The following is a 13,360-nucleotide window of genomic DNA, read 5'->3' as shown; positions in this document are numbered from 1 at the left end:
GAGGACCCGGCGTCCGGGAGCCCTGCCACCGACCCGCCGCTGCTCAGCCTGCGGACGCTGGACCGGGTGCCGGCGACCAGCCGGCCGCTGATCCGTCCCGGCGACGTGCCGGCCGGCATCGTGCACCTGGGCCTCGGTGCCTTTCACCGGGCCCACCAGGCGGTCTACACCGAGCAGGCGATCGCCCGGGCCGGCGGCGACTGGGGCATCGTCGCGGTCGCGCCGCGCAACCTCGACGTCGTGCGGCGCCTCACCGCGCAGGACAACCTGTTCAGCGTCACCACGCTGTCCGGGGCCGGGGCGCGCACCCAGGTGGTCGGCGCGTTCGCCGGGGTACGGCACGCGGCCGGCGACCCGGCGGCGATCGTGGCGTTGCTGGCCGACCCGGCGATCCGGGTGGTCACGCTGACCGTGACGGAGAAGGCGTACCAGTTGGACCCGGTCACCGGACGGCTGCGCCCGGACGAGGCGGTCGCCGCCGACCTGCGCGGCGACCGGCCACCGATGACCGTGCCGGGCCTGCTGCTGCGCGGACTGGCCGCCCGGGCCGTCGCCGACGCCGGACCGCTGGCCCTGGTCAGCTGCGACAATCTGCCGTCGAACGGGCGCCGGCTGCACGGCCTGGTCGGCGAGGCGTTGGCGTACGCGAAGGCGCCCGACGACGTCGCGGACTGGGTGCACGCCAACGTGACCTTCCCCGGCACCATGGTCGACCGGATCGTGCCGGCGGCCACCGACGGGACGATCGCCACCGCCCGGTCCGCGCTCGGCGTCACCGACCTGGCGGCGATCGCCGGGGAACCGTACTCGCAGTGGGTGATCGAGGACGCCTTCCCCGGCGGGCGGCCGGCCTGGGAACGCGCCGGAGCGGTGCTGACCGGCGATGCCGGCCCGTGGGAGCGGCTCAAGCTGCGTGGTCTCAACGGGGTGCATTCGGCGATCGCCTATCTCGGGGCGCTGGCCGGGCACGACACCATCGCCGAGGCACTGGTCGGTATCCCCGGCCTGCCCGCCGTGCTGCGTCGGCTGGTCGTCGAGGACGTCGCGACCAGCTTCGACCCGCCGGCGGGGGTGTCGGTCATCGAGTACGGCGAGTCGGTGCTGGAGCGGTTCGCCAACCCGGCGATCCGGCACCGCACCATCCAGGTGGCGATGGACGGGTCGCAGAAGCTGCCGCAGCGGGTGCTGCACACCATGGCGGACCGGCGCGCGGCCGGTGGCCGGCCGTTCTGGTCGGCCCTGGTCATCGCCGCCTGGATGCGGTTCGTGCAGGGGCGCTCCGACAGCGGCGCCGCGCTGCCGCTGGACGATCCCCTCGCCGACGCGATCCGGGCGGCGCTGGCCGGCACCGGCGGCAACCCGGCGGCCGTGGTGGACGCGCTGCTCGACCTGACCGAGGTGTTCCCACCCGAGTTGGCGGCCGACGCCGAGGTGCGGGAGATGATCACCAGCTGGCTGGACACCCTGGACAAGCACGGCGTGACCGCCACGCTGGCCGACGCCGCGTCCTGACCGACAGCACACCGTCCGGATAGGAAACCGCGCACACCGTGCGGATAGGAGGTTCGACGTGACGAGCGAGCTACCGGCCGGTGCGCGGTCCACCGACGAGCCGCCCCGGGTCGCGTTGATTGGCGCCAGCGGGCACGGCCTGTGGCACCGGCGCCAGTTGGCGCCGCTGCACCAGGCCGGGGTGCTGCGGCTGGTCGGGCTGGCCGACGTACGACCGGTCGAGCCGGCACCGGAGGCTCCGGTCCCGGACGGCGCCGCGGTGTTCACCGACCACCGGCAGATGCTGGCGCAGGTCCGGCCGGAGGTCGTGATCATCTGTACGCCGCCGTACACCCACCTGCCGATCGCGCTCGACGCGCTCACCGCCGGTGCCGACCTGTTGCTGGAGAAGCCGCCGGTGCTCTCGCTCGACGAGCACCGGCGGCTCGCCGCGGCCCTGGCCGGGCACGGCCGGGTCTGCCAGGTCGGCTTCCAGGCGCTGGGGTCGGCGGCGCTGGCCGAGTTGACCGCCGCCGCCACCGACGGCCGGCTGGGCACGGTGACCGGGATCTCGACGGTCGCGGCCTGGCGGCGTGACGACGCCTACTACCGGCGGTCGCCGTGGGCCGGGCGGCGCAGCGTGCACGGGCAGCCGTCGCTGGACGGGGCGCTGGCCAACCCGCTGGCGCATGCCACCATGCAGTGCCTGGCGGTGGCGGCGGCGGTCGAGCCCGGCGCGCCGATGCTGGTCGAGCTCGAACGCTACCGGGTCCGTCCGATCGAGGTCGACGACACCGCGTCGATGCGGATCACGCTGGACTCCGGGCTGGCGATCGTGGTCGCGGTGACCCTGGCCGGTGAGGAGTTCATCGCCGGTGAGGTGCTGGTGCACGGCACGGCCGGCACGGCGGTATTGGAGTATCCGACGGATCGGCTGCGGCTGCCCGGCGAGCCGCAGTTGACGGTGGTGCCGGGCCGGGTCGGGTTGCTGGAGAACCTGCTGGCGCACCGGCGGGACCCGGCCGGTGTGGCGCTGGTCGCCCCGTTGGCGCGGACCGAGGCGTTCACCGCGCTGCTGGAGGTGGTGCAGGCCGCGCCGGAGCCGTGCCTGCTCGGCGCGGACCGGACGGCCAGCACCGGGACGGTCGGTGCCGACCGGGTGCTGACGATCGACGGCATCAACGCGATCGTCCGGCGCAGCGCGGCCGAGCTGGCGTTGTTTTCCGAGCAGGAGGTGCCGTGGGCGGTCCGGCCGCACCGGGCCTGGTTGGGGCAGGAGGTGGCGGCCGGCTGAACGGAAACCGTATTGCAAATCGACGGATTCCCCTGTTGTCACAAACTCGGACAGAATAGTCGTCCGCTCGGCCGATCGGCGCCGGGTAGTCAAATTTGTCCTGGCGCATTGCAAATAACCTGCAAACGTATCGCATTGACACATTTCGTCGGTAATATTTATCGTTTGGGTTCAGGAAGATTGCGTGTTGGTTACGTGATCGGATCCGAACAATAGCGCGGAGTGTGGTAATGCGACTGAGGAGATTGACTGCCGTCGTTGCCGGAGTTGCGCTCGTGGCGGTGCTGCCCCCTTCGGCGGCCGTGGCGGGCGGTAACAACGACTCCGACCGGCTGTCCTGGGGAGCCCGGTCGCTGGGCCGGCAGGTGCTGCCGGCCGACGATGGCTGGGGCGCCGCCGGCGACGGCACCACCGGTGGATCGGTGGCCAGCCAGGAGCACATCCATGTGGTCGACAGCCGGGCCGGGCTGATCGACGCGCTGGGCGGCGACAACGCCACCAACCGGAACAACGACACCCCGAAAATCATCTATGTGAAAGGTGTCATCAACGGTTTCGAGGGGCCGGACGGCAGCCGGTTGACCTGTGACGACCTTGCCGACCCTGAGTACGACTTCGATGAGTTCCTGGTCACGTACGACCCGGCGGTCTGGGGGTGGGAGAACGACCCGAGTGGTCCGTTGGAGGACGCCCGGCGCCGTTCGGTCACCAACCAGACCCGCTACACCCAGATCAACGTCGGTGCCAACACCACCATCGTCGGGCTGCACGGGGCCCGCTTCGAGAACCTGACCCTGATGGTGGACAGCGTTCGCAACGTGATCGTCCGCAACGTCCTCTTCGACGACGCGTACGACTGCTTTCCCGCCTGGTCGCCGGACGACGGCGACGCCGGAAACTGGAATTCGCAGTACGATTTGATGTCCGTGCGCCGGTCGGAGAACGTCTGGGTCGACCACAACACCTTCACCGACGGCGACAACCCGGACAGCGCCCAGCCGATCTATTTCGGCCGGCCGTTGCAGGTGCATGACGGGGCGCTCGACATTACCCACACCGCCAGCCTGGTGACCGTGTCGTACAACAAGTTCGACGGCCGGGACAAGGTGATGCTGATCGGGTCGTCGAACACCGTCGGCCCCGATGTCGGTCGGCTCAACGTCACCTTGCATCACAACATCTTCGACGGCAGCCTGCAGCGCCTGCCACGGATCCGGTTCGGTCAGGTCGACGTCTACAACAACTACTACAAGCTGTCCGGCGATGCGTTCGAGTACGCCGTCGGCGTCGGTGTGCAGGCCGCGCCGTACCTGGAGAACAACGCCTTCCGGTTGGGCTCCGGACTGGACACCGCCGACCTGCTCCACGACTGGGGTGGCACGGTGCTGACCGAGAAGGGCAGCTGGGTCGCGCAGGGCCGCCGGCCGCTGCGCCCGGCCAGCCTGTTGGACGCGTACAACGCGGCATACGACCCGGACCTGGGTTCCGACGCCGGCTGGACCCCGACGTTGCGGCACGGCCCGGTGCTGCCCGCCCCGCTCGTACCCGGCTACACCACGCTGACCGCCGGCGCCGGCAAGCTGCCGGCCTGACGACCAGCGGCCGTTCTCACCGCAAGCTCCCGCGGGCAGTGGACGGTCCCGCTGCCCGCGGGGCACCAGGCGACCCACCCGGACCGCACCACTGTCGTGGTGCCGAACCCAAGGAGTGCTCGTGCAGAGCAGAACCAGATCCCGCCGTCGGGGCGGGTTGCTGGCCGCCCTCGGTGCCAGTGCCGTCACCGCGGCACTGGTGGTCGGGGTGACCGGCAACGCCCAGGCGGCAACCCTCTTCTCCGCCACCTTCGAAGACGGCTCGACGAGCAGCTGGTCCAAGTCCGGCGGCAGCTGGGAGATCGTCTCCGACGGCAGCAACGTGCTGCGGCAGGACAACACCGGCAGCAACCTGGCCCGGTTCTTCAACGGCAGCACCAGCTGGACCGACTACCAGCTGCAGGCCCGGGTCAAGCCGTTGTCGTTCAACGGCTCGGACCGGTTCGTCGGCATTGCGTCGCGGGTCAGCAGCAACACCAAGATGTACCGGCTGGCTCTGACCAACAGCAACCGGGCCGAGCTGCAGGTGGTCAACGGCAGCTCGATCAGCGTGCTGGGCTCGGCCGCCCTGACCGTCTCCACCGGAACGTGGTACACGCTGCGGATCGAGGCCAGCGGCAGCACCATCCGAGGCTTCGTCAACGGCAGCCAGATCGGATCCGGCAGCGACAGCGACTATGGCTCGGGCCGGATCGCGCTGGTCACCGGGTACGCCGGGGCCAGCTACGACGACGTCAGCGTGGACACCATCGGCTCGGTGCCGGACCCCACGACGGCGCCGCCGACCACCGCTCCGCCGCCGACCACCGCGCCGCCCACGACGACCCCGCCGACGACTCCGCCGCCCACGACGACCCCGCCGACCACCGCGCCGCCGACGACTCCGCCGCCGTCAAGCGACAGTCTGTACGTGTCGCCGAACGGCAGCGACAGCGCGTCCGGGACGGTGTCCAACCCGACGACGCTCACCTCGGCGATCACCCGGATCGCGCCCGGCGGCACGATCTATCTGCGCGGCGGCACCTACCGCTACGCGCAGACCGTCACCATCGGACAGGACAACAACGGCACATCGAGCGCACGCAAGAAGCTGTACGCCTACCCGGGCGAAACCCCGGTGTTGGACTTCTCGGCGCAGAGCGAGGACTCGGCGAACCGTGGGCTGGCCGTCGGCGGATCGTACTGGCACATCTACGGCATCATCGTCGAGCGTGCCGGTGACAACGGGATCCTCCTCGCCGGCAACAACAACATCATCGAGCGGGTGGTGACCCGCCACAACCGCGACTCCGGGCTGCAGCTGTCGCGGCTGGTCGCCGGTGCGCCGAGTAGTCAGTGGCCGGCCAACAACCTGGTGCTCAGCTCGGTGTCGCACGACAACGTCGACTCCGACGGGGAGGACGCGGACGGATTCGCTCCGAAGCTCACCGTCGGCCCCGGCAACGTGTTCCGCTACACCGTCGCCCACAACAACATCGACGACGGGTACGACCTCTACACCAAGACAGACACCGGACCCATCGGCGCGGTCACCATCGAATATTCCCTGGCGTACGACAACGGCACGCTCAGCGACGGCAGCCAGGCCGGCAACGGCGACCGCAACGGCTACAAACTCGGCGGTGAGGACATCGGGGTCAACCACACCATCCGGGGCAACATCGCGTACTACAACGGCAAGCACGGGTTCACGTACAACCGCAACCTCGGCACGATGACGGTGTCGAACAACGTCAGCATCGGCAACGAGGAGCGCAACTTCAACTTCGACGGCGGCACCTCGGTGTTCCGCAACAACACCTCGTGCGACAGCGGGTCCACCGACCGGATCATCGGCAACTCGGACAGCTCGAACCAGTTCTGGTCCGGCTCGAACGGCTCCCGGTGCTCGTCGTACTCGGGAGCTCTGGGTTGGTCCTTCGCCTCGGACGGCCGCCTCGTGGTGACCCTCGGCGGTCGGGTGGTGACGCCGTGACCCACGCCGTAACCGGGCGACGCACCATCGGCTGGTAGCCCGGCCCGCGCGGAGCCTGCCCGTTCCCACCGGGTCCCGCCCGGCCGCCGGTCCACCAGGCCGGCGCGGCCCGGAACCGTCCTGCCACGACGGTTCCGGGCCGTCGCCGCGTCCTGTCCGCGCGTCCGTGCGTCGTGCCTGTCGGGCAACGCCGAACGGCCGGTCTCCCTGCGAGGGAGACCGGCCGTCCGGTGCGTCAGTTCTCGCCCTCGACCAGATCCAGGACGGTCAGCAGCCGGGCCGAAGGGTGTTCAGAGCCGGGCACCGCTCTGGGCGTGGAACACGTGGTGCTGGCCGGGCCGGGGCCGGACGAACACGGTGTCGTTCATCCGCGGCATGTGCCTGCGGTCGGTCCGCACCACGAACCGCTCGGAATCGCCGTCCAGCGTGGCGTAGCCGTAGACGTTGGCGTCCGAGCCGAGGTCCTCGACCAGCTCGACGACCATCGGCATGCCACCCTCGGAGGCGCTGACCAGGTCGCAGTCCTCTGGCCGGAAGCCGACGGTGACCTTGGTGTTGCCGCCCTCCTTCGCCGTGGCCACCTGTTCGCGGCTCAGATCCACCACCATCTCGGCGAACACGGCGCCCTGGTCGGTCAGCGGGACGGTCTTGATGTTCATCGCCGGGGAGCCCATGAACCCGGCGACGAACACGTTGGCCGGTGCGTCGTACAGGTTCCGCGGGGTGTCGACCTGCTGCAACTCGCCGTCGAGCAGCACCGCGACCCGGTGACCCATGGTCATCGCCTCGACCTGGTCGTGGGTGACGTACACGGTGGTGACGCCCAGCTTGGCCTGCAGCGAGGCGATCTGGGTACGGGTCTGCACCCGCAGCTTCGCGTCGAGGTTCGACAGCGGTTCGTCCATCAGGAAGACCTGAGGCTCGCGGACGATCGCCCGGCCCATCGCCACCCGCTGGCGCTGACCACCGGAGAGCGCCTTCGGTTTGCGGCTGAGGTACTCCTCCAACTGCAGCAGCGCGGCGGCTTCCTTCACCCGGCGGTCGATCTCCGCCTTGGAGGTCCGGCGGAGCTTGAGCGCGAAGGCCATGTTCTCGTAGACCGTCATGTGCGGGTAGAGCGCGTAGTTCTGGAAGACCATCGCGATGTCCCGGGCCTTGGGCGGCAGGTGGGTGACGTCGCGGTCGTCGATGAGGATGCGGCCCTCGTCGACGTCCTCCAGACCGGCCAGCATCCGCAGGCTGGTCGACTTACCGCAGCCGGAGGGGCCGACCAGCACCAGGAACTCGCCGTCGCCGATCTCCAGATCCAGCTTGTTGACGGCGGGGCGCTCGGTGCCCGCATAGATGCGGGACGCCTTCTCGTAGGTGACCGTAGCCATGGTTCAACGCTTCCTTTCACCGGCAGGAACGTGCCGGACGATCCGAGTGAAGGAGCGACCGGCGTCGTGTGCCGGCCCACGGGCGGCGCACGACGCCGCCAGGCGTCGTGTCGCACGTGTCACGCCACGGTAAACGCAATTTGGCCGGCTGCCAAGACCGGGACGGCCTACGGGTACCGCAAATAAGGCGCAAAACGGACTACGGGGTGGCGTACGCCACCCCGCGACGGTCATCCGGGACGGACCGCCGTCCGTACAACGGAAGAGATCGATCGGCTGAACCGGCCGATGCGGCGGTATCGCCACGTCAGTGGCTATGCTGACCGTGCACGACACTGCCCCTGTAGCTCAGTTGGCCAGAGCACTCGCCTTGTAAGCGAGATGTCGCCGGTTCGAGCCCGGCCGGGGGCTCCGGCACAGTCAAGGAAGTCCCGCCGTGCGGAGCACGGCGGGACTTCCTTGACGGCAACCGGGACAGCTGCCACCGACGCATGTCGGACGACATCGGTCCGACAGTCGACGTCGCGGTCAGGTCGCCGGGCCAGTCGGTTCGACCCGTGTCCTGGCCTGCCGCTACCTGCCCAGCTTCTGCACCTTGATCCTGGTGTCGATGTCCAGCTTGTTGAGATCCGTCACCTCGATGTCGCTGGCCGGTTCCTTGTTGACCTGTGTCACCCACTGCCGTGGTAGGTCGGTGAAGAAGGTCACCTCCAAGCCGCTCGAACGGTGCCCGAGTCCGAGCACCGTCGATCCGGCGATGCTGTCCGCGTTCAGCACCAGGTAGTGGTCATCGATCGCGGCGTGGTCGGTCACCCAGTCGACCTCTTTCCCGAGCGCCGGCACGCACTTGTTCCGGGTCGACTCCGCGAACCGGAAGGTCCGGGCGCCCGGAATCGAGACCGAGTAGACGTTGCCCTTGTGACTGTAGGCCTTGTCGTACTCCCGGGAGAAGGCCAGCGCGACCGGCTGTCCGGCCTGCCGCAGGGTCTGCGTGTACATGTTGACGTTCTCGTGCCCGCGTTGCTTGATGTCCTTCTGCAGCTCCGCCCAGATCTTGGTGACGTCGAACTTGTCGCTGGGTCGTACGCCCGGCCAGGGCTGCCGCACCGTCAGGCCGTAGATCAACCGTACCTCCGGTGGGTACCAGTTGTCCGGATCCTCCCCGCGATGGCAGACGAAGTTGGCCATGTGCCCTCCCCTTTGTGGTCCGCGCGGGCGAATCCCGCGTCTCCACATAGAGGCCGACGACCGTGGTGGAGATACAGCCGGCCGGCGAGTGTCGCGGACCCGACAGCCGCCGACCACGGGGGTGTGGCACCGGCGGTGTGGACGGTCGTCCGGCAGCGGGTCACGGATGTCCGTCGAGTACCGCTACGATCGTCCGGTTCTGCGCTCAGCGGACGGTCAGGAAGCTTCCAGATCGGTCCAGCAACCGTGGGCGCGCACGGGGACTCAAAACGAGGAGTACGAATGACCCACCCCGGACAACCGCAGCACCCTGGCCAACCGGCCGTAGATCCAGCCGGGGACCTGGCTGCGGCGATGCCGCCGGCGGCACCCAAGAAGTCCAACGCCGGCAAGATCGTGCTGATCGTGCTCGCCGCCGTGCTCGTGCTCTGCCTCGGCGGGGTGGCCATCACCTTCTTCGCGGTCCGTGACGAGGTCGGTGAGGTCATCGAGGCTACCCAGACCCGCCTGGTCACCCCGGATACCCTTGCCGGCCAGCCGATCAGCACCGACCCGGACCTGCAGACCGCCGCTACCGAGATGGTCACCGAGATGGAATCCGGCGTGCCGGAGGCGACCAGCAGCATCGGCGCCTTCTACGGGGACGTGGAGTCCGAGACCCTGTTCATGATCGCCGGAGTCTCCGGGCTGATCGCCGCCCCCGAGCAGGAGATGGCCGACGTCACCGACGGTGCCCTCGGCTTCGAGCTGACCAACGTCGTCGAGATCGATCTCGGATCGTCGAGTGCCCTGGCCCGCTGCGGTGACACCGACCTCGAAGGCGAGGTCGGCGGGCTGTGCGTCTGGGTAGATCGGGGAGCACTGGCCCTGGTGCTGTTCTACTTCGCCGACGGTGCCGAAGCGGCGAGCGAACTCATCGGCATCCGCGACGCCGTCCAGCAGACCAGCTGACGGCTGAGACCCGACCGGTCGCCGGTGGGCCATGCCCCGACCGGCGACCGGTCCGGTCCCCCGGACCGACCGGATCAGGGTTTGGCCAGCAGGCCGTACCGCCGGATCGTCCGCAGCGGCTCGGTGGCGGCGCCCTCCCGGCGCAGGATGTGGTTCGCCGCGAGGATCCCGGTCACCGCGGCCCGCTCCATCAACGCCCCCGGCAGGTCGGTGCCGATCCCGTCGCCGGCCAGGAACAGCCCGTCAGCGTCGGTGACCACCCCCGGCCGGTGGGCCGCCGCACCCGGCTCGAACGCTGGCGCGTCGGCCTGCACCCGGGCCCGCCGCTGCACCACCGGCAGCCCGGTGACCTCCGGCCAGAGCCCGGCCAGCTCGGCGAGCATCCGATCGGCGAGCAGGCCGGCTCCGGTGTCCTCCGGACAGGCGTACGCGTGCAACTCGACTACCGCGCCACGGTTGCGCTGCGCCCACTGCCGTGCCTGGCGGTCCAACCGGTGGTAGAGCGTGACCGAGTCCAGCGTCGGCTGGCGTGAAACGCCGCTGAAGACAGGACGCTCCGGCGCCACGTCTCCGCCCAGCCAGAGCCGCGCCACCGCGTACGGTGGCCCGACGCCGAACCCGGCGACCTGCTTCGCCAGCACCGGCGCGGCCTCGGCGAGCCGAGGCGAGCCGCCGACCATCGCCCGCAGCGCCGGCGGGTCGACGGCGAGTACCACGTACCGGGCGGTGTGTGCGGCACCGGACGCGCACCGGACCTGCCAACCGTTGGCGCGCCGGGGCGTGACGGCGCGTACCTCCTCGCCGGTGACCACCCGTGCGCCCCGCTGGCGCAGGTACTCCTGCAGCGGCTGCCAGATCGCGGTCCCGTAGTCCACGTCCGGCGCGTCGAAGCCGAGCCCTTCCGGGTTGCCGAGGAAATAGAAGTGGAAGTTGGCTACCAGCTCGGCGGCGGACATCTGCCGCTCATGGTTGAAAAACGAGTGGGAGAAGACCTCGAACAGCATGGCTCGGGCCCGGTCCGGCAGCCGCAGCGAGTCGAGCAGCTCGGCGGCGGTGCACTCGTCGAGATCCGCAAAGCTGCGTGCCGGGTGGTAGGCCAACAGCGGCAGGGCGGCCCGCCGATCCAGCTGACGCAGCTGGCGCAGCCGTAGGCTGGGACTGCGCAGCAGCAACGCGACCAGGCTCAACGGCGGCGCGGCGGGCAGCCGGCCGAACTCCTCGGCCGGCCACTGCGCCGACAACACGGGGTAGCCGTCGATGGGGCGGAGCATGCCGAGTTCCGGATCGGCGCGGCGCAGGATGGCCCGCCAGTTGTAGTACTGCCGGAAGAAGGCATGGAAGCCGTGGTCGACCGGCTGCACGGTGCCGTCGGCGAGGGTTTCCGGCCAGGTGGACAACCGTCCGCCGAGGTGGTCGGCGCGTTCCAGCACGGTGACCCGGACGCCGTGTTCGGCGAGCACGACCGCGGCAGAGACACCGGCGATACCGCCGCCGACGACCAACGCGTCGGTCCCGGCGGCGACCCGGTCGGTGCCGGCCGGTCCGGACTGCACCACTTCGGTCCGTACACCGAACAGCCGGCCGACCGCTCGGGACAGTCCCAAACCTTGCCTCCCTTGCGGATCGGGTACGTCCAGTGTGCCGGTCGCTGGCGCCCGGCAGGCGATTTTACGGTTACCTCGGCGCGTGCGGGCCACGACTACCATCCGGGCATGGCAGCCGATCCATGGCGGCACCGAGCCCGCCGAGCCGTGGAGGGGCGGCTGCGGAACAACGGCGACAACCGGCCGCACTATGTGGTCTGCGGTGCCGACCCGTTGGCGTACCGCCTTGTCAACGAGTTGGTGGCGGCCGCCGCCGCGGTCACCGTGATCGTGCCTACCCGGACCCGTCCCGACGGGCCGGACATGCGCTCGATCAAGGGGATCCGGCTGTTGCGGGCCGACCGGCTCACCGAGGCGACGTTCCGGTCGGCCGGGTTGGCCGGCGCCCGTGGGCTCGCGCTGATCAACCAGGACGATGTGGGCAACATCCATGCCGCGCTGTGCGCGCAGGAGGTCGAACCGGACCTGCGTGTGGTGATGCGGATGTTCAACACCCGGCTGGGTAATCGGGTGAAGGTGCTGTTCGCCGACTGCGAGGTGCTGTCCGACGCCTCGATGGCGGCGCCGGCCTTCGTCGCCGCCGCGCTCGGCGTGGTGTCGCCGACCCACTTCCGGCACGGTCGACGCACGCTGCATGTGGCCCGCCGTGACGAGGTACGCCCGGAGCACGTCATCTGCGGCCTGGCCGACCTGCGCGACCCAGGCCGTCCCCGGGTGCTGCCGGCCGACCAGCACAACGCCGACCTGGTGCTGGCGGAGGCCGCCGGTGCGCAACCCGGGCCGGTGTGGGCCGCCCGACGGATCGCCCGGGCCCGCCAACGCGCCCGGTTGTGGCGGCACCCGGCCCGCGCGCTGCGGTCCTTCGCCACCCGCAAGATCGGCATCGCCACACTGGTGGTGCTCGCCGTGGTGGTCTTGTTCGGGATGGCGCTGTCGCGGGCCGAGAGGGTCAGCGTCGCCGAAGCGGTCTACCTGACCGTGGTGATGACGCTCAGCGGCGCCGACCCGGATCTCAGCAGGTCCGCCGCGGTCCAGGTCATGCAGGTGGTGCTCAGCCTGGCCGGGCTCGCGTTGATTCCGCTGCTCACCGCGGCCGTGGTGGACGGGGTGGTCAACGCCCGGCTGGCCCTGACCGACGGTCGTACGCAGGCCGAGCGCGTCGGCCACGTGATCGTCGTCGGGCTCGGCAACGTCGGCACCCGGGTCATGTGGCAGCTGCACGACCTGGGCGTCGAGGTCGTGGGAGTGGACAAGGATCCGGACGCCCGAGGGGTGTCGATCGCGCGGGAACGGGGTTTTCCGCTGATCATCGGGGACGGCTCGCAGGAGGAGACGCTGCGCAGCGCCTCGGTGGTCAGCTGCCGCGCGCTGGTGGTCGTCTCCACCGATGACGTGACGAACCTGCAGGCCGCCCTCTACAGCCGGGAGATCAACCCGCAGGTGCACATCGTGCTGCGGCTGTTCGACGGCGACTTCGCCAACCGGATCCAACAGGCGTTCAACATCGGCATTTCGCGCAGCGTCTCCTACCTGGCGGCACCGGCGTTCGCTGCCGCGCTGATGGATCGCGAGGTCATCGCCACCATTCCGGTCAACCGGCACGTGTTGCTGGTCGCCGAGGTGATCGTCGCCGCCGGGTCGGCGCTGGACGGCCGGACGCTCGCCGCGGTCGCCGTGAATCCGGGCGTACGGGTGATCGCGTTCGCCCAGTTCGGCGAGCCCGGCCCGATCTGGTTGCCGGGTGCGGGCTACCGCCTGGCGGCCCGGGACCGGATCACCGTGGTGGCTCGCCGGTCCGGGCTCAGCTGGCTGCTCAAACAGGCCTCGGAGCCGCCGCCACCGTCCAGCCCGCAACTGCCGCCGGCCTGATGTCCTTCTGCCCGACG

Annotated in this window: 9 protein-coding genes and 1 tRNA gene; 7 read left to right on the top strand and 3 right to left on the bottom strand. The window is 70.2% G+C overall.

Annotation, left to right across the window (positions count from 1 at the left end; translation table 11 throughout):
* The first annotated feature begins 39 nt into the window (after positions 1–39).
* The 4 genes from ACN27F_RS14830 to ACN27F_RS14815 all read left to right on the top strand — a co-directional run bounded on the left by ACN27F_RS14830 (position 40) and on the right by ACN27F_RS14815 (position 6,352).
* The gene (locus tag ACN27F_RS14830; protein WP_421440215.1) at positions 40–1,512 is read left to right on the top strand and encodes a mannitol dehydrogenase family protein; all 1,473 of its coding nucleotides are present in this window, start codon (positions 40–42) and stop codon (positions 1,510–1,512) included.
* 58 nt (positions 1,513–1,570) lie between these two features.
* On the top strand, positions 1,571–2,785 hold the full coding sequence (locus ACN27F_RS14825) for a Gfo/Idh/MocA family protein (protein WP_421434046.1): 1,215 nt from the start codon (positions 1,571–1,573) through the stop codon (positions 2,783–2,785).
* A 230-nt stretch (positions 2,786–3,015) separates the two neighbouring features.
* Positions 3,016–4,377, top strand: coding sequence for a pectate lyase family protein (locus ACN27F_RS14820; protein WP_421434045.1), 1,362 nt, complete (start codon positions 3,016–3,018; stop codon positions 4,375–4,377).
* 121 nt (positions 4,378–4,498) lie between these two features.
* A complete protein-coding gene (locus ACN27F_RS14815) occupies positions 4,499–6,352 on the top strand; it encodes a family 16 glycoside hydrolase (RefSeq protein ID WP_421434044.1) in 1,854 nt (617 codons plus the stop codon).
* Between the two features lie 290 nt (positions 6,353–6,642).
* Here the strand turns inward: ACN27F_RS14815 and ACN27F_RS14810 are convergent, their stop codons facing one another.
* On the bottom strand, positions 6,643–7,731 hold the full coding sequence (locus ACN27F_RS14810) for an ABC transporter ATP-binding protein (protein ID WP_421434042.1): 1,089 nt from the start codon (positions 7,729–7,731) through the stop codon (positions 6,643–6,645).
* Between the two features lie 337 nt (positions 7,732–8,068).
* On the opposite strand from ACN27F_RS14810, the gene ACN27F_RS14805 reads away from it, so the two are divergent.
* A tRNA-Thr gene (locus ACN27F_RS14805) sits at positions 8,069–8,142 on the top strand.
* 162 nt (positions 8,143–8,304) lie between these two features.
* On the opposite strand, the gene ACN27F_RS14800 is transcribed toward ACN27F_RS14805, so the two are convergent.
* The gene (locus tag ACN27F_RS14800; protein ID WP_421434041.1) at positions 8,305–8,919 is read right to left on the bottom strand and encodes a hypothetical protein; all 615 of its coding nucleotides are present in this window, start codon (positions 8,917–8,919) and stop codon (positions 8,305–8,307) included.
* A gap of 282 nt (positions 8,920–9,201) precedes the next feature.
* On the opposite strand from ACN27F_RS14800, the gene ACN27F_RS14795 reads away from it, so the two are divergent.
* Positions 9,202–9,870, top strand: coding sequence for a hypothetical protein (locus ACN27F_RS14795; protein WP_421434040.1), 669 nt, complete (start codon positions 9,202–9,204; stop codon positions 9,868–9,870).
* A 74-nt stretch (positions 9,871–9,944) separates the two neighbouring features.
* Here the strand turns inward: ACN27F_RS14795 and ACN27F_RS14790 are convergent, their stop codons facing one another.
* Positions 9,945–11,474: a hydroxysqualene dehydroxylase gene (locus ACN27F_RS14790; RefSeq protein ID WP_421434039.1), complete on the bottom strand. Its 1,530-nt coding sequence runs from the start codon at positions 11,472–11,474 to the stop codon at positions 9,945–9,947.
* A gap of 108 nt (positions 11,475–11,582) precedes the next feature.
* Here ACN27F_RS14790 and ACN27F_RS14785 point away from each other — a divergent pair, with 108 nt between their 5' ends.
* Positions 11,583–13,343: an NAD-binding protein gene (locus ACN27F_RS14785; RefSeq protein WP_421434038.1), complete on the top strand. Its 1,761-nt coding sequence runs from the start codon at positions 11,583–11,585 to the stop codon at positions 13,341–13,343.
* Positions 13,344–13,360 lie beyond the last annotated feature (17 nt).

This window comes from Solwaraspora sp. WMMB335, assembly GCF_049179075.1.
GTDB lineage: Bacteria > Actinomycetota > Actinomycetes > Mycobacteriales > Micromonosporaceae > Micromonospora_E.
This window is presented reverse-complemented; position numbering and strand designations above follow the sequence as displayed.

What these genes read in the sequence shown, in the direction of transcription:
- ACN27F_RS14820 (WP_421434045.1), top strand. Translation starts at nt 3,016, where the DNA reads ATGCGACTGAGGAGATTGACTGCCGTCGTTGCCGGAGTTGCGCTCGTG.
- ACN27F_RS14810 (WP_421434042.1), bottom strand. Translation starts at nt 7,731, where the DNA reads ATGGCTACGGTCACCTACGAGAAGGCGTCCCGCATCTATGCGGGCACC.
- ACN27F_RS14800 (WP_421434041.1), bottom strand. Translation starts at nt 8,919, where the DNA reads ATGGCCAACTTCGTCTGCCATCGCGGGGAGGATCCGGACAACTGGTAC.
- ACN27F_RS14795 (WP_421434040.1), top strand. Translation starts at nt 9,202, where the DNA reads ATGACCCACCCCGGACAACCGCAGCACCCTGGCCAACCGGCCGTAGAT.
- ACN27F_RS14785 (WP_421434038.1), top strand. Translation starts at nt 11,583, where the DNA reads ATGGCAGCCGATCCATGGCGGCACCGAGCCCGCCGAGCCGTGGAGGGG.